The sequence below is a fragment of the Pseudomonas sp. A25(2017) genome (genome assembly GCF_002001065.1).
Classification (GTDB): Bacteria; Pseudomonadota; Gammaproteobacteria; order Pseudomonadales; family Pseudomonadaceae; genus Aquipseudomonas; species Aquipseudomonas kilonensis.
Genome location: NZ_MUOA01000073.1, coordinates 55,127 through 77,701 on the forward strand (window position 1 = coordinate 55,127; position 22,575 = coordinate 77,701).

General features: G+C 58.5%; 20 protein-coding genes and 1 pseudogene. 5 read left to right on the plus strand and 16 right to left on the minus strand.

All coding sequences use genetic code 11. From position 1 onward, the window contains the following. Nucleotides 1-24: 24 nt before the first annotated feature. The 15 genes from atpA to rpmH form a co-directional block, all read right to left on the minus strand. The gene (gene atpA, locus B0E42_RS18080) at nucleotides 25-1,569 is read right to left on the minus strand and encodes a F0F1 ATP synthase subunit alpha (RefSeq protein WP_003207093.1); all 1,545 of its coding nucleotides are present in this window, start codon (nucleotides 1,567-1,569) and stop codon (nucleotides 25-27) included. A gap of 21 nt (nucleotides 1,570-1,590) precedes the next feature. After that, complete coding sequence (locus B0E42_RS18085) at nucleotides 1,591-2,127, minus strand: F0F1 ATP synthase subunit delta (RefSeq protein WP_003207094.1); 537 nt, start codon at nucleotides 2,125-2,127, stop codon at nucleotides 1,591-1,593. Between the two features lie 12 nt (nucleotides 2,128-2,139). Then, nucleotides 2,140-2,610: a F0F1 ATP synthase subunit B gene (locus B0E42_RS18090; RefSeq protein WP_003187193.1), complete on the minus strand. Its 471-nt coding sequence runs from the start codon at nucleotides 2,608-2,610 to the stop codon at nucleotides 2,140-2,142. Between the two features lie 58 nt (nucleotides 2,611-2,668). Beyond that, the gene (gene atpE / locus B0E42_RS18095) at nucleotides 2,669-2,926 is read right to left on the minus strand and encodes a F0F1 ATP synthase subunit C (protein ID WP_003097235.1); all 258 of its coding nucleotides are present in this window, start codon (nucleotides 2,924-2,926) and stop codon (nucleotides 2,669-2,671) included. Nucleotides 2,927-3,057: 131 nt separating this feature from the next. Continuing rightward, complete coding sequence (gene atpB, locus B0E42_RS18100) at nucleotides 3,058-3,927, minus strand: F0F1 ATP synthase subunit A (protein WP_018613768.1); 870 nt, start codon at nucleotides 3,925-3,927, stop codon at nucleotides 3,058-3,060. Nucleotides 3,928-3,943: 16 nt separating this feature from the next. Beyond that, the gene (locus B0E42_RS18105) at nucleotides 3,944-4,351 is read right to left on the minus strand and encodes a F0F1 ATP synthase subunit I (protein WP_014340990.1); all 408 of its coding nucleotides are present in this window, start codon (nucleotides 4,349-4,351) and stop codon (nucleotides 3,944-3,946) included. A 148-nt stretch (nucleotides 4,352-4,499) separates the two neighbouring features. Further along, nucleotides 4,500-5,372, minus strand: a complete 873-nt coding sequence (locus B0E42_RS18110) for a ParB/RepB/Spo0J family partition protein (protein ID WP_003187197.1) — start codon at nucleotides 5,370-5,372, stop codon at nucleotides 4,500-4,502. 9 nt (nucleotides 5,373-5,381) lie between these two features. Further along, nucleotides 5,382-6,179, minus strand: a complete 798-nt coding sequence (locus tag B0E42_RS18115; protein WP_077506974.1) for a ParA family protein — start codon at nucleotides 6,177-6,179, stop codon at nucleotides 5,382-5,384. 18 nt (nucleotides 6,180-6,197) lie between these two features. After that, complete coding sequence (gene rsmG, locus B0E42_RS18120) at nucleotides 6,198-6,833, minus strand: 16S rRNA (guanine(527)-N(7))-methyltransferase RsmG (protein WP_174599585.1); 636 nt, start codon at nucleotides 6,831-6,833, stop codon at nucleotides 6,198-6,200. A gap of 5 nt (nucleotides 6,834-6,838) precedes the next feature. After that, nucleotides 6,839-8,737 carry a tRNA uridine-5-carboxymethylaminomethyl(34) synthesis enzyme MnmG gene (mnmG, locus tag B0E42_RS18125; RefSeq protein ID WP_077506975.1) on the minus strand — a complete coding sequence of 633 codons (1,899 nt, stop codon included), beginning with the start codon at nucleotides 8,735-8,737 and terminating at the stop codon, nucleotides 6,839-6,841. A 563-nt stretch (nucleotides 8,738-9,300) separates the two neighbouring features. After that, complete coding sequence (gene mnmE, locus B0E42_RS18130) at nucleotides 9,301-10,671, minus strand: tRNA uridine-5-carboxymethylaminomethyl(34) synthesis GTPase MnmE (protein WP_053183265.1); 1,371 nt, start codon at nucleotides 10,669-10,671, stop codon at nucleotides 9,301-9,303. A 79-nt stretch (nucleotides 10,672-10,750) separates the two neighbouring features. Further along, complete coding sequence (yidC, locus tag B0E42_RS18135) at nucleotides 10,751-12,433, minus strand: membrane protein insertase YidC (RefSeq protein WP_018613752.1); 1,683 nt, start codon at nucleotides 12,431-12,433, stop codon at nucleotides 10,751-10,753. Nucleotides 12,434-12,435: 2 nt separating this feature from the next. Next, the gene (gene yidD, locus B0E42_RS18140; protein ID WP_010465488.1) at nucleotides 12,436-12,681 is read right to left on the minus strand and encodes a membrane protein insertion efficiency factor YidD; all 246 of its coding nucleotides are present in this window, start codon (nucleotides 12,679-12,681) and stop codon (nucleotides 12,436-12,438) included. Beyond that, nucleotides 12,674-13,075, minus strand: coding sequence for a ribonuclease P protein component (gene rnpA, locus B0E42_RS18145; RefSeq protein WP_003207107.1), 402 nt, complete (start codon nucleotides 13,073-13,075; stop codon nucleotides 12,674-12,676). The genes yidD and rnpA overlap by 8 nt, the downstream gene beginning before the upstream one ends. Nucleotides 13,076-13,091: 16 nt before the next feature. After that, the gene (gene rpmH, locus B0E42_RS18150; RefSeq protein WP_003213577.1) at nucleotides 13,092-13,226 is read right to left on the minus strand and encodes a 50S ribosomal protein L34; all 135 of its coding nucleotides are present in this window, start codon (nucleotides 13,224-13,226) and stop codon (nucleotides 13,092-13,094) included. Between the two features lie 566 nt (nucleotides 13,227-13,792). Here rpmH and dnaA point away from each other — a divergent pair. The 5 genes and pseudogenes from dnaA (at nucleotide 13,793) to gabP (ending at nucleotide 21,711) form a co-directional block, all read left to right on the plus strand. After that, on the plus strand, nucleotides 13,793-15,319 hold the full coding sequence (gene dnaA / locus B0E42_RS18155; protein WP_024616799.1) for a chromosomal replication initiator protein DnaA: 1,527 nt from the start codon (nucleotides 13,793-13,795) through the stop codon (nucleotides 15,317-15,319). A gap of 39 nt (nucleotides 15,320-15,358) precedes the next feature. Next, nucleotides 15,359-16,462 carry a DNA polymerase III subunit beta gene (gene dnaN / locus B0E42_RS18160; protein WP_003196145.1) on the plus strand — a complete coding sequence of 368 codons (1,104 nt, stop codon included), beginning with the start codon at nucleotides 15,359-15,361 and terminating at the stop codon, nucleotides 16,460-16,462. A gap of 26 nt (nucleotides 16,463-16,488) precedes the next feature. Continuing rightward, the gene (recF, locus tag B0E42_RS18165) at nucleotides 16,489-17,592 is read left to right on the plus strand and encodes a DNA replication/repair protein RecF (RefSeq protein ID WP_003196148.1); all 1,104 of its coding nucleotides are present in this window, start codon (nucleotides 16,489-16,491) and stop codon (nucleotides 17,590-17,592) included. 5 nt (nucleotides 17,593-17,597) lie between these two features. After that, nucleotides 17,598-20,015, plus strand: a complete 2,418-nt coding sequence (gyrB, locus tag B0E42_RS18170; RefSeq protein ID WP_018613723.1) for a DNA topoisomerase (ATP-hydrolyzing) subunit B — start codon at nucleotides 17,598-17,600, stop codon at nucleotides 20,013-20,015. A gap of 301 nt (nucleotides 20,016-20,316) precedes the next feature. Further along, nucleotides 20,317-21,711: pseudogene (gene gabP / locus B0E42_RS18175) on the plus strand (GABA permease). A gap of 52 nt (nucleotides 21,712-21,763) precedes the next feature. Here the strand turns inward: gabP and B0E42_RS18180 are convergent. After that, nucleotides 21,764-22,498: a response regulator transcription factor gene (locus B0E42_RS18180; protein WP_018613718.1), complete on the minus strand. Its 735-nt coding sequence runs from the start codon at nucleotides 22,496-22,498 to the stop codon at nucleotides 21,764-21,766. Between the last annotated feature and the right edge of the window lie 77 nt (nucleotides 22,499-22,575).

Below are 22,575 nucleotides of genomic sequence, written 5' to 3' on the forward strand. Positions count from 1 at the left end.
GAGCCTTGCGACTCCCGCTGCGGCTTACCAGGTTTGGGTGGCCTTGAACTTCTCGATACCGGCTTTCATGCCAGCGTCGATTTCGTCATTGAAGTCACCCTTCACGTTGATCTTGGCCAACAAGTCGGCGTGATCGCGGTTGAAGTAAGCAATCAGCGCTTGTTCAAAGCTGCCGACCTTGGCGATTTCAACGTCAGTCAGGAACCCACGCTCAGCGGCATACAGCGACAGCGCCATGTCAGCGATCGACATTGGTGCGTATTGCTTCTGCTTCATCAGCTCGGTAACGCGCTGACCATGCTCAAGTTGCTTACGGGTCGCTTCGTCCAGGTCAGAAGCGAACTGGGCGAATGCCGCCAGTTCACGGTACTGGGCCAGGGCGGTACGGATACCACCGGACAGCTTCTTGATGATCTTGGTCTGAGCGGCACCACCCACACGGGATACCGAAACACCGGCGTTCACAGCAGGACGGATCCCGGAGTTGAACATGGCCGATTCCAGGAAGATCTGACCGTCGGTGATGGAAATCACGTTGGTCGGAACGAACGCGGAAACGTCGCCAGCCTGGGTTTCGATGATCGGCAGAGCGGTCAGGGAGCCGGTCTTGCCGGTCACTGCGCCGTTGGTGAACTTCTCCACGTACTCTTCAGAAACGCGGGATGCGCGCTCCAGCAGACGGGAGTGGAGATAGAACACGTCGCCTGGGTAGGCTTCACGGCCTGGTGGACGGCGCAGCAGCAGGGAGATCTGGCGGTAAGCCACTGCCTGCTTGGACAGATCGTCATAAACGATCAGCGCGTCTTCACCGCGGTCGCGGAAGTATTCGCCCATGGTGCAACCGGAGTACGGTGCCAGGAACTGCAGCGCAGGAGATTCCGATGCGCTGGCCGCCACGATGATCGTGTTGGCCAGGGCGCCGTTTTCTTCCAGCTTGCGAACCACGTTGGCGATGGTCGATTGCTTCTGACCGATGGCTACGTAGACGCAGAAAATGCCGCTGTTCTTCTGGTTGATGATCGCGTCGATCGCCAGAGCGGTCTTACCGATCTGACGGTCACCGATGATCAGCTCACGCTGGCCACGGCCGACAGGGATCATGGCATCGACAGCCTTGTAGCCAGTCTGTACAGGCTGGTCTACCGACTTACGCCAGATCACGCCAGGAGCAACTTTCTCGACCGCGTCGGTCTCGGTGTTGTTCAGCGGACCTTTGCCGTCAACAGGGTTACCCAGTGCGTCGACGACGCGACCCAGCAGTTCCTTACCCACCGGAACTTCGAGGATGCGGCCGGTGCACTTGGCGCTCATGCCTTCGGCCAGCGACTGGTAGGAACCCAGTACAACGGCACCTACGGAGTCTTGCTCCAGGTTGAGGGCCATACCGTAGACGCCGCCCGGAAACTCGATCATCTCGCCGTACATGACGTCGGCCAGACCGTGAATCCGCACGATACCGTCAGATACGCTGACGACAGTGCCTTCGTTACGGGCTTGGGAGGTCACATCGAGCTTGTCGATGCGGCCCTTGATAATTTCACTTATTTCGGAAGGATTGAGTTGCTGCATTGCTCTGCTGCCCCTTCAAACTCAAGATTTCAATGCTTCGGCAAGTTTCGCGATTTTGCCGCGAATCGAGCCATCGATAACCAGGTCGCCGGCGCGGATTACAACGCCCCCTATCAGGGACTTGTCTTCCTCGACTTGCAGGCGCACTTCCCGGTTGAGTCGTGCACTGAGAACCTTGGCGAGTTTGTCTTGCTGTTCTTGGTTCAATGCGAAAGCACTGGTCACTTCCACGTCTACCGACTTCTCTTGCTCGGCCTTGTACAGGTCGAAAAGAGTGGCGATCTCCGGCAGAAGCAGGAGACGGTCGTTTTCGGCAACGACGTGAATGAAATTCTGTGCCTTGGCATCGAACTTGTCGCCGCACACGTCAATGAACGTGGCGGCCTTTTCTGCGCTCGTCAGTCGCGGGGCCTTGAGCACGCGCTGCATGGTGTCGTCTTGCGACACCGCTGCAGCCAGGCCGAGCATGGCTGACCAATTGGCCAGTTGCTGGTGGGCCTGAGCGTGCTCGAAGGCCGCCTTAGCGTAAGGTCGGGCCAACGTGGTCAGTTCTGCCATGATCGCCCTCGCTTAGATTTCAGCAGCCAGTTGGTTAACCAGCTCTGCGTGCGCGTTTTGATCGATTGTGGCACCCAGGATCTTCGAAGCACCGCCAACGGCCAGGGCACCCACTTGGGCACGCAGCGCGTCTTTGACACTGTTGAGTTCCTGTTCGATCTCGGCTTGAGCCTGAGCCTTCACACGGTCAGCTTCGACGCGAGCCTGTTCACGGGCTTCGTCGACAATCTGGGTACCGCGTTTCTTGGCTTGCTCGATGATTTCAGCTGCCTGAGCTTTCGCTTCGCGCAGTTGCTGACCCACTTTCTCATGGGCCAACTCCAGGTCGCGAGCTGCACGGCTGGCAGCGTCCAGACCATCAGCGATCTTCTTTTGACGTTCGTGCAATGCCGCAATGACCGGAGGCCATACGAACTTCATGCAGAACAGTACAAAAATCAGGAACGCAACGGACTGGCCAATCAGGGTCGCATTAATGTTCACGCCAACACCTCGCAGTTACGTTGTCCATCACACCAATCTACTCGAGACATCCGAGTAATTAGCCAGCGATTTGACCAACGAACGGGTTCGCAAAGGTGAAGAACAGCGCGATACCAACACCGATCATGGTCACGGCGTCGAGCAGACCGGCCACGATGAACATTTTGACTTGCAGCATTGGAACCATTTCTGGCTGACGCGCTGCGCCTTCCAGGAACTTGCCGCCCAACAGGCCGAAACCAATTGCGGTACCCAGTGCGCCCAGGCCGATCAACAGTGCAACAGCGATAGCGGTTAGACCAACTACAGTTTCCATCTTTCCTCCCGACTTTTACGTCGTATGGTTTAGGTTTTTTAGATTAAAGCGGTAAAACAAATCGTTTCTCAGCCCGGTTCGGGCTCCTTCCCGTTTGACCGGGAAGGACATCAGACTAGTCGAGACTGGTCTTAATGGTTTTCTTCGTGCGCCATCGACAGGTAGACGATGGTCAGCATCATGAAGATGAACGCCTGCAGGGTGATGATCAGGATGTGGAACACAGCCCACGCCCATTGCAGGACTACACCCAGGCCGCTGAGCCACAGCAGGCCGCTGCCGAACATCACAGCGATCAGGATGAACACCAGTTCGCCGGCATACATGTTGCCGAACAGACGCAGTGCCAGAGAAATCGGCTTGGCGATCAGGGTTACGAATTCCAGCAGGAAGTTCACCGGGATCAGCAGGGCCTGAACGAGGATGTTCTTGCTGCCGAACGGGTGCAGGGTCAGTTCGCCGATGAAGCCGCCGATGCCCTTGACCTTGATGCTATAGAAAATGATCAGTGCGAAAACCGAGAGCGCCATGCCCAGGGTCGCGTTCGGGTCGGTGGTCGACACAGCGCGGAATGGGATGTGTGCATCACCGGAGATCAGGATGGCCAGCTGAGGAATCCAGTCGACCGGTACCAGGTCGACGGCGTTCATCAGGAACACCCAGACGAAGATGGTCAGTGCCAGCGGTGCGATCACCGGGCTACGGCCATGGAAGCTGTCTTTCACGCTGCCATCGACGAATTCGACCAGTACTTCAACGAAGTTCTGCAGTGCACCAGGCTGACCGGAGGTCGCCTTCTTTGCCGCCATGCGGAAAAGAAGAACGAAGATCAGGCCCAGTGCGACCGACCAGCCGAGGGTATCGACGTGGAAAGCCCAGAAGCCCATTTCCTTGGCTTCTGCTGCGGTGTGGGCAAAGCCCCAGCCGCCGTTGGGTAGCTGACCGAAGGTCAGGTTCTGCAAGTGGTGCTGGATATAGCCCGAAGCGGTTGTCTCTGCCATGGTTGCCTCAAACGCCCTAAGGTCTCGAAAGTCTTGTTCTCATTAGCAGGGGAGCGAACCAGCTAACCAGTTGGGTCAGCACGAAGACGCTGAATACAGCCAGCGGCGCCAGTGGCTTCACACCTGCGAACGTCAATGCAAACAGCACTGCCGTCAAAATCAGTTTCCCCGCCTCGCCGGCATAAAAAGACCGGACGATAGCCTGGGCTGCTCGGGCGCCGGAAAACCGAAAGGCCCTGTGAGCAAAGTAAATATTGGGAAGCAAGGCTATCAGGCCTCCGCAAAGCCCTGAGTATCCGGCGACGACTCCTTTCCATTGCCAGAGCGCCAATGTGGCGATCAGTACGACGGTGAATTGAGCCATCAAAACCGGGAAAACTGCCAGACGATGGAACGGCAAGCGGTTTGGCGTGCGGGTTTCCATCGCTTTTGCTCTCCAATAGTCGGCCGCCATAATTCAATAACTTGGCATAATTTGTGCCGACAAAATGCGCGCAGAGTATAGGGGCGGTTCTGCCCCTATTCAACTGCCAGGTAGTGATTTCCGACTGCGCGCTACAAGAGCAATTGTTTCAGCGAATGTGTGCAAGGACACCTTGCAGCTCATCAAGGGAGTTGTAACCAATCACCAATTGCCCCTTGCCCTTCTTTCCGTGGCGAATCTGCACCGCAGAGCCCAGGCGCTCTGCCAGGCGTTGTTCCAGGCGAGCGATATCCGGATCGGTTTTTGGGGCCTCGACGGGGGCCGGTTTGCCACTGAGCCACTGACGAACCAGTGCCTCGGTTTGGCGCACGGTGAGGCCGCGTGCGACAACATGTCGCGCCCCTTCAACCTGTTGATTTTCCGGCAACCCGAGCAATGCCCGGGCATGACCCATTTCCAGGTCGCCGTGGGACAGCATGGTCTTGATGACTTCCGGCAACGCAATCAGGCGCAGCAGGTTGGCCACGGTCACGCGGGACTTGCCCACCGCCTCGGCAACTTGTTGCTGGGTCAGCTGGAATTCCTGCTGCAAGCGCTGCAGGGCCACCGCTTCCTCGATCGGGTTGAGGTCTTCACGCTGGATGTTTTCGATCAACGCCATGGCGATGGCCGTTTCATCCGGCACATCGCGAACCATTGCCGGGATGGTTTCCTGGCCGGCCTGCTGGCTGGCGCGCCAGCGACGTTCGCCGGCGATGATCTCGAAGCGTCCGTTGGCAATCGGCCGGACCACGATCGGCTGCATCACGCCCTGGCTCTTGATCGACTGGGCCAGTTCTTCCAGCGCCTGCGGGTCCATGTCCCGGCGTGGCTGGTATTTGCCGCGCTGGATCAGGTCCAGGGGCAGATGCTGCAGCTCGCGCTGATCGGCCTGTACGGCCTGTTCTTCCAGCGAGCTGACCGTCGGACCGCTGAGCAGTGCATCCAGTCCACGTCCGAGACCTCGTTTCTTGACGGCCATGGGGTTTCCTTAAATTGGCTGGGCTGCAGCGGTGCGTGGATTGCGGCGCTGACGGCGAACCATCTCGCCCGCCAGGGCCAGGTAAGCCAGCGCACCACGGGATTGTTTGTCGTAGGCCAAGGCCGGCATGCCGTAGCTCGGCGCTTCGGCCAGACGGATGTTACGTGGGATGACCGTGTCGTAGAGCTGCTCGCCGAAATGCTCCTTGAGCTGGGCCGAGACATCGTTCATCAGGCTCAGGCGCGGGTCGTACATGGTCCGCAACAGGCCTTCGACCTTCAGGTTCGGGTTCAGCAGTTCGGCGATGCGCTTGATGTTATCCACAAGGTCGCTCAAGCCTTCCAATGCGAAGTATTCGCACTGCATGGGGATAATGACCCCATCGGCCGCCACCAGGGCGTTGAGGGTCAGCATCGACAGCGACGGCGGGCAGTCGATCAGGATGTAATCGTAGTTTTCCCGGATCGGCGCCAAGGCGCTGCGCAGGCGGCTTTCCTTCATCTGCATTTCCAGCAGCACCACTTCGGCCGCCGTCAGGTCACGGTTGGCCGGCAGCAGTTGATAACCGCCGTGTTCGGAGAAGTGCATGGCCTGGCCCAGATCGCATTCGCCGATCAGGACGTCGTAGATGGAATTTTCCAGGCCATGCTTATCCACACCGCTACCCATGGTGGCGTTGCCCTGTGGATCGAGATCGATCAACAGCACCCGGCGCTTGGTCGCGACCAGGGATGCTGCGAGGTTGATGCAGGTGGTGGTCTTGCCCACACCACCTTTCTGGTTCGCTATCGCGAATACCTTAGCCATTCTTGCTTGTGTTCCCAATCATGCCGTGCGGCGCAGTATCAGCAGATGGCGTTGGCCTTGGCAACCGGGTACGGCCAAGGCGTGTTCGCTATCGAGGTGGAAGTCTGCCGGCAATGCTACCAGCTCATCGGCCGGATGAACGCCCTTCATTGCCAGCCAGCGCGTATCGGCGTCGCCCAGGTGGCGAGTCCAGTTGCTGAAGTTCTCCATGCTGCTGAACGCCCGGGAGATGATCCCGTTGAACGGCTCGGCAGGCTGGAACGCTTCGACGCGGCTGTGGATAACTTGCAGGTTATCCAGTTTGAGTTCGAGTTTGACCTGGGTCAGGAAGCGGGTTTTCTTGCCGTTGCTGTCCAGGCAGGTCACTTGCGAGTCGGGAAACAGGATCGCCAGCGGGATTCCTGGCATGCCGCCGCCGCTGCCGACGTCCAGCCAACGACCGTTTTCGATGAAGGACATGACACTGAGGCTGTCGAGCAAATGGCGCGAGACCATTTCATCCGGATCGCGCACGGCGGTCAGGTTGTAGGCCTTGTTCCATTTGATCAACAACGCCAGATAACCCAGCAATTGCGCGTGCTGGGCTTCGGTCAGGCTGACGCCGAGCTGACGGGCACCTGTGGATAACTCTTCAGCGTGTTGCGAGGTGACCATCGAACTCAAGCGCTTTGCTCCAACTGGCGGCCGGCGCCGCGTTTTTTCAAATGAATCATCAACAGCGAAATCGCTGCCGGCGTGACGCCGGGAATGCGCGAGGCCTGGCCCAGGGTTTCTGGACGGGTCGCACCGAGCTTGCTCTGGATTTCTTTCGACAACCCGGAAATACCGGTGTAATCGATATCCACAGGCAGCTTGGTGTCTTCGCTGGCACGCAGGCGGGCGATTTCATCCTGCTGACGGTCGATGTAACCGGCGTACTTGGTCTTGATCTCGACCTGTTCGGCCACTTGCGGATCTTCCGCGCCCTGGCCGGTCACTTCCACCAGCCCGACATAGTCGATTTCCGGACGGCTCAAGAGGTTCAGCAGATTGTATTCGTGGGTCAGCGGTGTGCCGAATTTCGCCGCAATGGCATCGCCTTGCTCGGTACCGGGACGAACCCAGGTGCTTTTCAGCCGCTGCTCTTCCAGCTCGATGCTCTCGCGCTTCTTGCAGAACGCGGCCCAACGCAGGTCGTCCACCAACCCCAGTTCGCGCCCCTTCTCGGTCAAGCGCAGGTCGGCGTTATCTTCACGCAGGATCAGGCGGTATTCGGCGCGGGAGGTGAACATCCGATACGGTTCCTGGGTACCCAGGGTAATCAGGTCATCCACCAGCACACCGATGTACGCCTCATCGCGACGCGGGCACCAGGCTTCTTTGCCCTTGGCGAGCAGTGCGGCGTTGGCTCCGGCGAGCAAACCCTGGGCACCCGCTTCTTCGTAGCCAGTGGTGCCGTTGATCTGCCCGGCGAAGAACAGACCGCCGATAGCTTTGGTTTCCAGGCTGTACTTCAAATCGCGCGGATCGAAGTAGTCGTACTCGATCGCATAACCCGGACGCACGATGTGCGCGTTCTCCATGCCACGGATCGATTGCACGATCTGCAGTTGCACGTCGAACGGCAGACTTGTGGATATCCCGTTCGGATACAACTCATGGGTGGTCAAACCTTCGGGTTCGATGAACACCTGATGGCTTTCCTTGTCGGCAAAGCGATGGATCTTGTCTTCAATCGACGGGCAATAGCGCGGGCCGACACCTTCGATTTCACCGGCAGCGGAATACATCGGCGAACGATCGAGGTTCGCCGCGATGATTTCGTGGGTGCGGGCGTTGGTGTGGGTGATCCAGCAACTGACTTGCCGTGGATGCTGTTCCTTGTTGCCCATGAACGACATCACCGGGATCGGCGTATCGCCAGGCTGCTCGGTCATCACCGAGAAATCCACGGACTTGCCGTCGATGCGAGGTGGCGTACCGGTTTTCAGGCGCCCGACACGCAATGGCAACTCACGCAGACGGTGAGCCAGCGCAATCGACGGCGGATCACCGGCGCGGCCGCCGGAAAAATTCTGCAAACCGATGTGGATAAGTCCGCCGAGGAAGGTCCCGGTGGTCAACACCACGGAATCGGCGAAGAACCGCAGGCCCATTTGCGTGACGACACCGCGCACTCGGTCCTGCTCGACGATCAGGTCATCGGCCGCTTGTTGAAATATCCACAGGTTCGGCTGGTTTTCCAGGATTTCACGGACAGCGGCCTTGTACAGGACGCGGTCGGCCTGGGCGCGAGTAGCGCGTACGGCCGGGCCTTTGCGGCTGTTCAACACGCGAAACTGGATACCACCCTTGTCGGTGGCCATGGCCATCGCGCCGCCTAGGGCATCGATTTCCTTGACCAGGTGGCTTTTGCCGATGCCACCGATGGCAGGGTTGCAGCTCATGGCTCCGAGGGTTTCCACGTTATGCGTCAGCAACAGGGTTTTTGCCCCCATGCGTGCTGATGCAAGTGCTGCCTCGGTACCGGCATGACCGCCGCCGATGACGATCACTTCAAAACGGGAAGGGAAATCCACCACGCACCTCGTGCCTGCTTTATTCAGGTAATTCGGAAATAGGTTTGAGTCTGGCCTGGGCGTTTTTCGAGCCAGGTCGGCAAGTATAGGGACTTCGCCCTTTCTAAAGAACCCTTTGCACAAAATTTAACCAGCTGTGGAGAACTCGCGGTTAAAAAAATAAAAAAGAAAGAAATTTATAAAATCTTTGTTTTTATGTTTATTCTTACTGAGTCATCTATCTGTGGATAACGTTCTACAGGCCTTTATTTTCAATGTGTACAGAGATTCAAAACCCTGTGGTCAGGTGGCAATGAGAGGCTTGGATAACCGGTGTAAGCCTGTGGATGAATGGGCCTGTTATCCACAGAGGCGGTTATCTTCAGTTTTGAAGGGGGTTTATCAACCGACCTCAATGGCAGTTATTCACAGGGCTTAATCCACAGAAAACCGCCGCGATGGACCGCCGCAGCGTCCACAGGCAAGCCGCCATGAAGGGCAATCAGTTTAAAAAAGAGAGGAAAAACCGGGTTTGCGTTGGACTCGAGAAGCTTCGAGGGCAAACCCGGCTAGAAAGGTGGGGGTTATTTACCGATGCAGAAGCTGGAAAAGATCCGCCCCAGCAAGTCATCGGAGCTGAAGGCGCCGGTAATTTCCCCTAGGGAATGTTGGGCCTGGCGCAGGTCTTCGGCCAACAACTCACCCGCCCCCGCCAAGGTCAGCTGCGCGCGACCGTGTTCCAGGGCGGCACTGGCATGGCGCAGGGCTTCAAGATGCCGCCGGCGGGCGCTGAAGCTGCTTTCCGACGTCTGCTCGTAGCCCATGCAGGCCTTGAGGTGCTCGCGCAGCAGTTCCAAGCCCTCACCCGCTGACTTCGCGCTCAGGCTGATGGTCACATGGCCGTCGTTGCTGACCTCAAGGACAATCGCTTCCCCGGTCAGGTCGGCCTTGTTGCGAATCAGCGTGACTTTCGCGGGATCCGGGCGGACCTCGAGGAATTCAGGCCACAAGGCAAATGGATCGTCCGCTTCCGGCGCGGTGGCATCGACCACCAGCAATACCCGGTCGGCTTCACCAATGGCCTTCAGAGCCCGTTCCACGCCGATTTTTTCCACCTGGTCATCGGTGTCGCGCAAACCTGCGGTATCCACTACGTGCAGCGGCATGCCGTCGATGTGGATATGTTCACGCAGGATGTCCCGGGTGGTGCCGGCGATCTCGGTGACGATCGCCGCTTCGCGACCGGCCAGGGCATTCAACAAGCTGGACTTGCCGGCATTCGGGCGTCCGGCGATCACCACGGTCATCCCATCGCGCAGCAAGGCACCCTGCCCGGCTTCGCGCAGTACTGTGGATAACTCATCGCGCACTTTATCCAGCAGGCTCAGCACGTGGCCATCGGCAAGAAAATCGATTTCCTCTTCCGGGAAATCAATCGCGGCCTCGACATAAATCCGCAGGCCGATCAATTGCTCGGTGAGGTTATGCACACGTTGGGAAAACGCACCCTGCAAGGAACGCAATGCGTTGCGTGCCGCTTGTGCCGAACTGGCTTCGATCAAATCGGCAATCGCTTCGGCCTGGGCCAGGTCGAGCTTGTCGTTGAGGAAGGCCCGTTCACTGAACTCACCCGGCCTGGCCAGGCGACAGCCCAGTTCCAGGCAACGCTTGAGCAGCATGTCCAGCACGATGGGGCCGCCGTGTCCTTGCAGTTCCAGTACGTCTTCGCCGGTGAACGAATTCGGCCCCGGGAAATACAAGGCCAGCCCCTCGTCGAGCACCTGCTGGTCAGCACTGAAAAACGGGCCGTAATGAGCAAACCGCGGCTTGAGTTCGCGACCGCTGATAGCCTTGGCCGCAACACTGGCCAAGGGCCCCGAAATACGGACGATGCCGACACCGCCGCGACCTTGGGCGGTGGCGACGGCGGCGATGGTTTCACGCGGAGCGCTCATAAACCGGTATCCAGACAAAAGTGGCAGATAGCAAAACGCCCCACTAGGGGGCGTTTTGTGTGGTTATCCACAGAGCAAGTTACGCCTCGGCTTTTTTCGCAGCCGCTTCGATCTTACGCGTGATGTACCACTGCTGAGTGATGGACAGCACGTTGTTCACAACCCAGTACAGCACAAGGCCAGCCGGGAACCACAGGAAGAAGAAGGTGAAGATGATTGGCATCATTTTCATGACCTTCGCCTGCATCGGATCCGGAGGCGTTGGGTTCAGCTGCTGCTGGATGAACATGGTCGCGCCCATGATGATCGGCAGGATGAAGAACGGATCCTTGATCGACAGGTCGGTAATCCACAGCATGAACGGTGCCTGACGCATCTCCACGCTTTCCAGCAGAACCCAGTACAGCGCCAGGAACACAGGCATCTGCACAAGAATCGGCAAGCATCCACCCAGCGGGTTGATCTTCTCTTTCTTGTACAGCTCCATCATGGCCTGGGACATTTTCTGCCGGTCATCGCCATGTTGTTCTTTCAGGGCGGCCAGTTTCGGCGCCACTGCGCGCATGCGCGCCATGGACTTGTAGCTGGCGGCCGACAACGGGAAGAAAATCCCCTTGATCAGCATGGTCAGGAAAATGATCGACCAGCCCCAGTTACCGACGATGCTGTGGATATGTTGCAGCAGCCAGAAGATCGGCTGGGCAATGAACCACAGGAAACCGTAGTCCACGGTCAGTTCCAGACCTGGGGACAACTCTTTCAAGACAGCCTGGCTTTTTGGACCGGCATACAGAATGGCGCTGGTCTCGACTTTTGCACCTGGCGCAGCGGTCAATGCCGGACCGGTGTAACCGACGATGTAGTTGCCTTTGCTGTCTTTACGCGTCTGGACGAGGTTGCTTTCGCCCTTCTGCGGGATCCAGGCTGTTACAAAATAGTGCTGCAGCCAGGCAACCCAGCCACCTTGGACGGTTTCCTTGACCTGGCCCTTGTCCATGTCCTTCATGGACACTTTCTTGTACGGCTCCGAACTTGTCCACAGGGCAGCGCCCAGGTAAGTCGCGGTGCCGGTGGCCGTGCTGGAAGAAGGATCGTCGCTGGCGTCACGCTTGAGTTGCGCGAACATCGCGCCGGACCAAGGCTGGGCGCTCTGGTTGTCGACCAGGTAGGAGACGGTTACGTCATACAGGCCACGTTTCAAGGTGAAACGCTTGATGTAGTTGACGCCATCCTTGCTGAACTTCAAGTCAACGACCAGTTGGTCCTGACCGTCAGCCAGTTGATAAGTCTTCTTCTCGGCGGAATAGACCGGGCGACCGGCCGGGCTCGAATCCGGGCCGTTGGTACCGATCAGGCCACTTTGGGCCAGATAGGTGCGCTCGTTACCGTTGTCGAACAACTGGAACGGGATTTCCGGATGATCCTGGCGACGCGGGTACAGCGGCAGCTTCAGCTGGGCGACGTCACCACCCTGTGGATCGATTGCCAGCTCGAGCACGTCTGTCTTGATCTGGATGAGATCTTTGCTTACGACCACGGGGGCTTCGGCGGGAGCGCTGGTATCGCTTGCCGCGCGTGGGATGTCGTCATTGCTGGCAGCGTTGTTGCCAACTGGGACATCCGGCAGGCTCGGTGCGGTATTGCTGGCTGCAACATTCTGAGTCGGCAGGGCAGCCTGGCCATAGTCCTGGTTCCATTTAAGGACCATGACGTAGGACACGATTGCCAGGGCGACGATCAGGATCGTGCGTTTGATATCCATGATTACTCGGCCATCGAAGAAGAACGGGAGGTAGGGATAGGCGGAACCGGGTCATAGCCGCCGGGATTCCACGGATGACAGCGACCTAAACGACGAAAGGTCAGCCAGCCACCGCGCAGTAGGCCATGATTTTCTATGGCTTCGTACGCGTAGCAGGAACAACTGGGGTAGAAACGACAGTGACTGGCCATCAAAGGACTAATGGCATAGCGGTAAAACTGGATCGGAACGAGTGCCAGTTTACGCATCGGGACTGTCTACCCCTACAGTTTCGGTGTTGACTGCTGGTACTGGCTTGTTGCGGGCCAGACGCTTCCAGAGCTTGCCGAAATGCTGAATCAATTCGGGGTTTTCTACGTCACCCAAACCTTTGCGCGCGACGATAACAATGTCCCATCCAACCAGTGAATCCTGGTTAAGGCGAAACGATTCGCGCATCAGACGTTTGAGGCGATTGCGCTGAACGGAGAGCTTGACGCTCTTTTTCCCGATGACCAGCCCTAGTCGGGGGTGATCGAGATCGTTGCTGCGCGCAAGGAGCAGGAGATTTTTCCCCGGAACCTTGCCGGTAGGGGAGTCAAAGACTGCCTTGAAATGCCGGGGGGTAAGCAGACGCTTTTCCCGACTGAAGTCCTGACTCACCTCCAGTGCCGGATTATCAAACTGCCAGACGCGCACGACCTTTGGCGCGACGACGCGACAGGACGGCACGACCGTTCTTGGTAGCCATGCGAGCACGGAAACCGTGGGTACGAGCGCGTTTGATAGTGCTTGGTTGGAAAGTACGTTTCATGTCGTGTTACCTGGTTCGTCCACAACGGGCCGGAATGGCCCCCGTTTTAAGAGACCGGGGATTCTAGAGAAAGCAAGCCTCTAGGTCAATTTCCAACCAGCGTTTCCTTTAAATAGATATCCGGGCGCTTCGGCGGATTCATCACCCAGCCCTAGATATAGAAATAAAGAAGGGAATTATTTAAAGCTTTTCTGTAAAGCTTATAAAAGCAAGGCAGCCACCTTGCTGTGGATAACCATGCTCAGGCCTTGTAATCCGCCATGTACAGAGAATGACAACTACACGGGAAAGCAGTGGTCAGCCTGTGCTGCGCTGTCGGATAAGCTGTGTGTGGAATGCCCTGTTATCCACAGGGCGGTTACCCACAGACTTTCGCCCCCACTTGTGCAACGACCTCAGGCCCGGTTATCCACAGAGCTTATCCACTGACCGCCTGTCGTCTTTCTCGCGGTTAACGCATTGATAAATCATGGGCGATCAGCAAGCTGCATGTGGATAAGTGGCCGTCTGCTCGCTACAATGGCCGCTTGTTTTTGCCTCACCGGCTTTCAACTTAGGGGATATCCGTGTCAGTGGAACTTTGGCAGCAGTGCGTAGAGCTTTTGCGCGATGAGCTGCCTGCCCAACAATTCAACACTTGGATCCGTCCACTACAGGTCGAAGCCGAAGGCGACGAGTTGCGTGTCTATGCACCGAACCGTTTCGTTCTCGACTGGGTCAACGAAAAGTACCTGGGCCGGGTCATGGAACTGCTCGACGAGCATGGCAATGGCATGGCGCCTGCGTTGTCCTTATTAATAGGCAGCAAGCGCAGCTCGGCACCGCGCGCCGCACCCAACGCGCCGCTGGCCGCCGCAGCGTCACAGGCCCAGCAGACTGCAACGGCACCGGTTAACAACCATGCTGCCCCGGCACCCGCGCCCGCCCCGAGCAAACGCAACGCACAAAAGGTCGCCGAGGTTAGCGAAGAGCCCTCCCGGGACAGCTTCGACCCGATGGCCGGTGCCAGCTCCCAGCAGGCGCCGGTGCGTGCCGAACAGCGCACCGTCCAGGTCGAAGGTGCGCTCAAGCACACCAGCTACCTGAACCGGACCTTCACCTTCGAGAATTTCGTCGAAGGTAAATCCAACCAACTGGCCCGCGCGGCGGCCTGGCAGGTTGCGGACAACCCCAAGCATGGCTACAACCCACTCTTCCTTTATGGTGGCGTCGGCTTGGGTAAGACCCACTTGATGCATGCGGTGGGCAACCATCTATTAAAGAAGAACCCGAATGCCAAGGTCGTGTACCTGCATTCCGAGCGTTTCGTGGCCGACATGGTCAAGGCGCTGCAACTGAACGCGATCAACGAGTTCAAGCGTTTCTACCGTTCGGTGGACGCCTTGTTGATCGACGATATTCAGTTCTTCGCCCGTAAGGAACGTTCCCAGGAAGAGTTTTTCCACACCTTCAACGCATTGCTTGAAGGCGGGCAGCAGGTCATTCTCACCAGTGACCGCTACCCGAAAGAAATCGAAGGCCTTGAAGAACGCCTCAAATCGCGTTTCGGCTGGGGCCTGACGGTGGCCGTCGAGCCGCCGGAGCTGGAAACCCGCGTCGCGATCCTGATGAAGAAAGCCGACCAGGCCAAGGTCGAGCTGCCTCACGACGCCGCGTTCTTCATCGCCCAGCGCATCCGCTCCAACGTGCGTGAGCTCGAAGGTGCCCTCAAGCGGGTGATCGCTCACTCGCACTTCATGGGCCGCGACATCACCATCGAGTTGATTCGCGAATCCTTGAAGGACCTGTTGGCGCTTCAGGACAAACTGGTTTCTGTGGATAACATTCAGCGAACCGTTGCGGAATACTACAAAATCAAGATTTCCGACCTGCTGTCCAAACGCCGTTCGCGTTCGGTAGCACGTCCGCGTCAGGTGGCGATGGCCCTGTCCAAGGAACTGACCAACCACAGTCTGCCGGAAATCGGCGATGTGTTTGGCGGACGCGACCACACCACGGTGTTGCACGCCTGCCGCAAGATCAACGAACTTAAGGAATCCGACGCGGACATCCGCGAGGACTACAAGAACCTGCTGCGTACACTGACCACTTGATGACCACCAGCGCAGCTTATTAAGGCAAGGGACTAGACCATGCATTTCACCATTCAACGCGAAGCCCTGTTGAAACCCCTGCAACTGGTCGCAGGCGTCGTCGAACGCCGCCAGACCTTGCCGGTACTTTCCAACGTGCTGCTGGTTGTCGAAGGCCAGCAATTGTCGCTGACCGGTACCGACCTGGAAGTCGAGCTGGTCGGTCGTGTGCAACTTGAAGAACCGGCCGATCCGGGTTCCATCACCGTGCCGGCGCGCAAGCTGATGGATATCTGCAAGAGCCTGCCCAACGACGCGCTGATCGACATCAAGGTCGATGAGCAGAAGCTCGTGGTCAAGGCCGGTCGCAGCCGTTTCACCTTGTCCACGCTGCCAGCCAACGATTTCCCGACCGTTGAAGAAGGCCCGGGTTCGCTGACCTGCAGCCTGGACCAGAGCAAATTGCGTCGCCTGATCGAACGCACCAGCTTCGCCATGGCCCAGCAAGACGTGCGGTATTACCTCAACGGCATGCTCCTGGAAGTGTCTGCCGGCGTCATCCGCGCCGTCGCTACCGACGGGCACCGCCTGGCCATGTGCTCGATGCAGGCCGATATCGGTCAGCCGGATCGCCACCAGGTGATCGTGCCGCGCAAAGGTATCCTGGAGCTGGCCCGTCTGCTGACCGAGCCGGACGGCAACGTCAGCATCGTACTGGGCCAGCACCACATCCGCGCTACCACCGGCGAGTTCACCTTCACGTCGAAGCTGGTGGACGGCAAGTTCCCTGACTACGAACGCGTGCTGCCAAAAGGTGGCGACAAACTGGTCCTGGGCGATCGCCAGGCGCTGCGCGAAGCGTTCAGCCGTACCGCGATCCTGTCCAACGAGAAGTACCGTGGCATCCGCCTGCAATTGGCCAATGGTCAGTTGAAGATCCAGGCGAACAACCCGGAGCAGGAAGAGGCGGAAGAAGAAGTAGGCGTTGAGTACAACGGCGGCTCCCTGGAAATCGGCTTTAACGTCAGCTACCTGCTCGACGTGTTGGGCGTGATGACCACCGAGCAAGTGCGTCTGATCCTGTCTGACTCCAACAGCAGTGCGCTGGTGCAAGAGTCCGACAACGACGATTCGGCTTACGTTGTCATGCCGATGCGTCTGTAATCATGCCCATGCCCAGCAGAAGCTAGATGTCCTTAAGTCGCGTCTCGGTCACCGCGGTGCGCAATCTGCACCCGGTGACCTTCTCCCCTTCCCCCCGCATCAATATCCTTTACGGCGCCAACGGCAGCGGCAAAACCAGCGTCCTGGAAGCCGTGCACCTGCTCGGGCTTGCCCGTTCGTTTCGCAGCACCCGCCTGTTACCGGTCATCCAGTACGATCAACTGGCGTGCACGGTGTTCGGCCAGGTGGAACTGGCTGAAGGCGGCCATAGCGCCCTGGGGATCTCGCGGGACCGGCAAGGCGAGTTCCAGATCCGCATCGATGGGCAGAACGCCCGCAGCGCGGCACAGCTGGCGGAGATCCTGCCGTTGCAGTTGATCAACCCGGACAGCTTCCGTCTGCTGGAGGGCGCACCGAAGATTCGCCGGCAATTTCTCGACTGGGGCGTGTTCCACGTGGAACCGCGCTTCATGACGACTTGGCAACGCCTGCAGAAGGCGCTGCGCCAGCGAAACTCTTGGCTGCGACATGGTACACTTGACGCCGTTTCGCAAGCGGTTTGGGACAGGGAACTGTGCCAGGCCAGCGCTGAAATCGATGAATACCGCCGCGCTTACATCAAAGCCTTGAAACCGGTCTTCGAGCAGACCTTGAGCGAACTGGTTGAGCTTGAGGGCCTGACGCTCAGCTATTACCGAGGCTGGGACAAGGACCGGGAACTGAGCACCGTGTTGGCTGGCTCGCTGCAGCGGGACCAGCAGATGGGCCATACCCAGGCCGGACCACAACGCGCTGACTTGCGCCTCAGATTGGGCGCACATAACGCCGCGGACATCTTGTCCCGGGGGCAGCAGAAGTTGGTGGTGTGTGCCTTGCGTATCGCCCAGGGGCATCTGGTCAGCCAGGCCCGCCGCGGTCAGTGTATTTATCTGGTGGATGACTTGCCGTCCGAGCTGGACGAAGCCCACCGTCGCGCGCTGTGCCGCTTGCTGGAAGACTTACGCTGCCAGGTGTTCATCACCTGTGTAGACCACGAATTATTGAGGGAAGGCTGGCAGACGGAAACGCCAGTCGCTCTGTTCCACGTGGAACAGGGCCGTATCACCCAGACCCACGACCATCGGGAGTGAAGGCATTGAGCGAAGAAAATACGTACGACTCAACGAGCATTAAAGTGCTGAAAGGCCTGGATGCCGTACGCAAACGTCCCGGTATGTACATTGGTGACACCGACGATGGTAGCGGCCTGCACCACATGGTGTTCGAGGTGGTCGACAACTCCATCGACGAAGCCCTCGCCGGCCATTGCGACGACATCAGCATCATCATCCACCCGGATGAGTCCATCACCGTTCGCGACAACGGCCGTGGCATCCCGGTAGACGTGCATAAAGAGGAAGGCGTTTCCGCCGCTGAGGTCATCATGACCGTCCTCCACGCAGGCGGTAAGTTCGACGACAACTCCTACAAGGTCTCCGGCGGTCTGCACGGCGTAGGTGTATCGGTAGTGAACGCGCTGTCCGAACAACTGGTCCTGACCGTCCGCCGCAGCGGCAAGATCTGGGAACAGACCTACATCCACGGTGTGCCCCAGGCACCGATGGCGATCGTTGGTGACAGCGAAAGCACCGGCACCCAGATTCACTTCAAGGCCTCGAGCGAAACCTTCAAGAATATCCACTTCAGCTGGGACATCCTGGCCAAGCGGATTCGTGAACTGTCCTTCCTCAACTCCGGTGTCGGCATCGTCCTCAAGGACGAGCGCAGCGGCAAGGAAGAGCTGTTCAAGTACGAAGGCGGCCTGCGTGCGTTCGTTGAGTACCTGAACACCAACAAGACCCCGGTCAACCAGGTGTTCCACTTCAACGTCCAGCGTGAAGACGGCATCGGCGTGGAAATCGCCCTGCAGTGGAACGACAGCTTCAATGAGAACCTGTTGTGCTTCACCAACAACATCCCGCAGCGCGACGGCGGTACTCACCTGGTGGGCTTCCGTTCGGCGCTGACCCGCAACCTGAACACCTACATCGAACAGGAAGGCCTGGCGAAGAAGCATAAAGTCGCCACCACCGGTGACGATGCCCGTGAAGGCCTGACCGCGATCATCTCGGTGAAGGTGCCGGATCCGAAGTTCAGCTCCCAGACCAAGGACAAGTTGGTGTCTTCCGAAGTGAAGACCGCGGTTGAACAGGAAATGGGCAAGTACTTCTCCGACTTCCTGCTGGAAAACCCGAACGAAGCCAAGCTTGTGGTCGGCAAGATGATCGACGCCGCTCGTGCCCGTGAGGCTGCGCGCAAGGCCCGTGAGATGACCCGCCGCAAAGGCGCGCTGGACATCGCCGGCCTGCCGGGCAAACTGGCTGACTGCCAGGAAAAGGACCCTGCCCTGTCCGAGCTGTACCTGGTGGAAGGTGACTCTGCTGGCGGTTCCGCCAAGCAGGGCCGCAACCGCCGTACCCAGGCCATCCTGCCGCTCAAGGGCAAGATCCTCAACGTCGAGAAGGCGCGCTTCGACAAGATGATTTCCTCCCAGGAAGTCGGCACCTTGATCACGGCGTTGGGCTGCGGTATTGGCCGCGAAGAGTACAACATCGACAAGCTGCGCTATCACAACATCATCATCATGACCGATGCTGACGTCGACGGTTCGCACATCCGTACCCTGCTGCTGACGTTCTTCTTCCGTCAGTTGCCGGAGCTGATCGAGCGCGGCTATATCTACATCGCCCAGCCGCCGCTGTACAAGGTCAAGAAAGGCAAGCAAGAGCAATACATCAAAGACGACGACGCCATGGAAGAGTACATGACGCAGTCGGCCCTGGAAGACGCGAGCCTGCACCTGAACGAAGATGCCCCAGGCATTTCCGGTGAAGCCCTTGAGCGCCTGGTCAACGACTTCCGCCTGGTGATGAAGACCCTCAAGCGCCTGTCGCGCCTGTACCCACAGGAACTGACCGAGCACTTCATCTACCTGCCAGCCGTGAGCCTGGAGCAACTGTCCGATCACGCAGCGATGCAGGATTGGCTGGCCCAGTACGAAGTACGCCTGCGCACTGTCGAGAAATCCGGCCTGGTCTACAAAGCCAGCCTGCGTGAAGACCGTGAACGTAACGTCTGGTTGCCGGAGGTCGAGCTGATCTCCCACGGCCTGTCGAACTATGTCACCTTCAACCGCGACTTCTTCGGCAGCAACGACTACAAGACCGTCGTATCCCTGGGCGCGCAACTGAGCACGCTGCTGGACGACGGTGCCTACATCCAACGTGGCGAACGCAAGAAAGCCGTGACCGAGTTCAAGGAAGCCCTTGAATGGCTGATGGCCGAAAGCACCAAGCGCCACACCATCCAGCGATACAAAGGTCTGGGTGAGATGAACCCGGATCAGCTGTGGGAAACCACCATGGACCCAAGCTCGCGCCGGATGCTGAAAGTCACCATCGAAGACGCCATTGGCGCGGACCAGATCTTCAACACCCTGATGGGTGATGCGGTCGAGCCTCGTCGTGACTTCATCGAGAGCAATGCGTTGGCGGTATCCAACCTGGATTTCTGATCCCTTCAGCGGCACCGCTCCAAAAAAGCCAACGCTTATGCGTTGGCTTTTTTTTACGCTTTAAAAACGTGCACCCTTTTTCAGGCCTGTGGGTAAAAACGGGGGTAACTCGGTAACACCTTGGCACAAAGCCTTCACGCTCAATGGGTTAGGTACGGGGTGAGAGCCCCGGATAACGGGGCCTCAGATTTTCTGGCGCAGAACTTGCGTGTTAAATAAATTACACATCGTTTCTTTAAATTGACAGGGGAGCGATGGGTACGAGGTGACACGAATAAATCCAATACCAAGGGTAGTCTCAATGAGCGGTACGCAAACTTCCAATCATCTGGAGCAAGGGCTCAAACCCCGGCATGTGACGATGCTATCCATCGCCGGCGTCATCGGCGCTGGCCTTTTCGTTGGCTCCGGCCACGCTATCGCCGCGGCCGGTCCAGCCGTGCTGCTGGCTTACGCTGCCGCGGGTGCCCTGGTGGTGCTGGTGATGCGGATGCTGGGCGAAATGGCGGTGGCGTCGCCGGACACTGGCTCCTTCTCGACGTATGCTGATCGTGCGATTGGGCATTGGGCCGGTTTCACCATCGGCTGGCTCTACTGGTGGTTCTGGGTTCTGGTGATTCCGCTGGAGGCCAACGCTGCCGCAACGATTCTTCATGCGTGGTTCCCGGACGTTGCAATCTGGGCCTTCACGCTGGTCATTACCCTGCTGTTGACGGTCACCAACCTGTTCAGCGTGAAGAATTACGGGGAATTTGAATTCTGGTTCGCCCTGGTCAAGGTGGTGGCGATCATCGGCTTCATTGGCCTGGGTGTGATGGCGATCTTCGGCGTGCTGCCCACCAGCCAGGTCAGCGGTGTTTCACACCTGTTCGACACCTAGGGCTTCCTGCCCAACGGTATGGGCGCGGTGTTGGGGGCAATCCTGACCACCATGTTTTCGTTCATGGGCACCGAGATCGTGACCATCGCGGCGGCCGAATCGAAGAACCCTGGCCAGCAGATTTCCAAGGCGACCAACTCGGTCATTTGGCGGATTGGCTTGTTCTATCTTGTGTCCATCTTCATCGTTGTCGCCCTGGTGCCGTGGAACGATCCGCTCCTGGCCAGCGTCGGTTCCTACCAGACGGTGCTGGAGCGCATGGGCATCCCCAATGCCAAACTGATCGTCGATATCGTCGTCCTGGTAGCGGTCACGAGCTGCCTGAACTCGGCGCTGTATACGGCTTCACGGATGATGTTCTCGTTGGGCAAGCGTGGTGATGCGCCGGCCGTTTCCCAGCGCACCAACAAGAGCGGTACACCTTACTGGGCGGTGATGCTGTCGACCGGTGCGGCCTTTTTGGCGGTATTCGCCAACTACGTGGCGCCGGCTGCGGTGTTTGATTTCCTGCTGGCCAGCTCCGGTGCCATTGCATTGCTGGTGTATCTGGTCATCGCGGTTTCGCAGCTGCGCATGCGCAAGCAACGCATGGCGCGTGGTGAAAAAGTCGCCTTCAGCATGTGGCTGTTCCCCGGCCTGACTTACGCGGTGATTGTCTTCATCGTCGGGGCCTTGACCATCATGCTGTTCCAGGAAGCCCATCGTGTAGAGATCCTGGCGACGGGGCTGCTGAGTGTTTTGGTGGTGGTGTCCGGATTGCTGATACAGCGCCGCCGGATCGCAAAGGCAGGAAGCCTGGTACAGACGATCGGCTGATATCCATTGTGGCGAGGGGATAAATCCCCTCGCCACGGATGTAATCAAATACCTAACTCGCGACAGACGCCTCACTTCCCGCCGCCACATTCTCCAACCGATACCCATACCCATAAATCGTCAGTAATTGCCAACCCCGATCCGCCGTCAGCCCGAGCTTGTTGCGCAGGCGATAGATGTGGGTATCGAGCGGGCGGGACGAGGTCATTTCCTCGTGGGTCCAGAAGCGTTCGTAGAAATACTCCCGAGACAGTGGCCGGCCCAGGTTGGCGAACAGGCACCGGGCCAGGCGGTATTCTCGCTCGGTCAGGCTGATGGGTATGCCGGCGCGGGTAATGGTCAGCTCGGCGTCGTCGAACGCCAGGTCGTTGAACACCAGCACGTCGCTGGCGGGCGCGCGTTGCAGGTTGTGACGGCGCAGCACAGCGGTGACCCGGGCCTTGAGCTCGTTGGGCCGAAAGGGTTTGCTCACATAGTCGTCGGCACCGGCGTTGAGGGCCTGGACGATGTCGTGCTCGCCGTCGCGGCTGGTCAGCATGATGGCGGCCGGTGGCGAATCCATGTGCTCGCGGGTCCAGCGCAGCAATGAAAGCCCGCTGATGTCCGGCAGTTGCCAGTCGAGGATCAACAGGTCGAAGGTTTCCCGGCGCAGTTGCCGCAACAAGTCCTCGCCTCGCTCAAAGCTGTGCAGGGTCCAGGCTTGCTCGCCCCTGCCGGGGATTTGTTGCAGGGTCTGTTCTACCCGGCGCAGCTCGGCCGGTTCATCGTCCAGTATGGCGACACGCATGGAATGCGATTCCTTGATCTCGAGAGTAACGGACATCTTCAGGTGGCAATGAAACGCAGCCGGTGGCTGATTCGTTG

Bases quoted from the DNA above. Each gene is read 5' to 3' on its own strand.
- atpA (WP_003207093.1), bottom strand. From the start codon at position 1,569: ATGCAGCAACTCAATCCTTCCGAAATAAGTGAAATTATCAAGGGCCGC.
- B0E42_RS18085 (WP_003207094.1), bottom strand. From the start codon at position 2,127: ATGGCAGAACTGACCACGTTGGCCCGACCTTACGCTAAGGCGGCCTTC.
- atpE (WP_003097235.1), bottom strand. From the start codon at position 2,926: ATGGAAACTGTAGTTGGTCTAACCGCTATCGCTGTTGCACTGTTGATC.
- atpB (WP_018613768.1), bottom strand. From the start codon at position 3,927: ATGGCAGAGACAACCGCTTCGGGCTATATCCAGCACCACTTGCAGAAC.
- B0E42_RS18105 (WP_014340990.1), bottom strand. From the start codon at position 4,351: ATGGAAACCCGCACGCCAAACCGCTTGCCGTTCCATCGTCTGGCAGTT.
- B0E42_RS18110 (WP_003187197.1), bottom strand. From the start codon at position 5,372: ATGGCCGTCAAGAAACGAGGTCTCGGACGTGGACTGGATGCACTGCTC.
- B0E42_RS18115 (WP_077506974.1), bottom strand. From the start codon at position 6,179: ATGGCTAAGGTATTCGCGATAGCGAACCAGAAAGGTGGTGTGGGCAAG.
- rsmG (WP_174599585.1), bottom strand. From the start codon at position 6,833: ATGGTCACCTCGCAACACGCTGAAGAGTTATCCACAGGTGCCCGTCAG.
- mnmE (WP_053183265.1), bottom strand. From the start codon at position 10,671: ATGAGCGCTCCGCGTGAAACCATCGCCGCCGTCGCCACCGCCCAAGGT.
- yidC (WP_018613752.1), bottom strand. From the start codon at position 12,433: ATGGATATCAAACGCACGATCCTGATCGTCGCCCTGGCAATCGTGTCC.
- yidD (WP_010465488.1), bottom strand. From the start codon at position 12,681: ATGCGTAAACTGGCACTCGTTCCGATCCAGTTTTACCGCTATGCCATT.
- rpmH (WP_003213577.1), bottom strand. From the start codon at position 13,226: ATGAAACGTACTTTCCAACCAAGCACTATCAAACGCGCTCGTACCCAC.
- dnaN (WP_003196145.1), top strand. From the start codon at position 15,359: ATGCATTTCACCATTCAACGCGAAGCCCTGTTGAAACCCCTGCAACTG.
- recF (WP_003196148.1), top strand. From the start codon at position 16,489: ATGTCCTTAAGTCGCGTCTCGGTCACCGCGGTGCGCAATCTGCACCCG.
- B0E42_RS18180 (WP_018613718.1), bottom strand. From the start codon at position 22,498: ATGCGTGTCGCCATACTGGACGATGAACCGGCCGAGCTGCGCCGGGTA.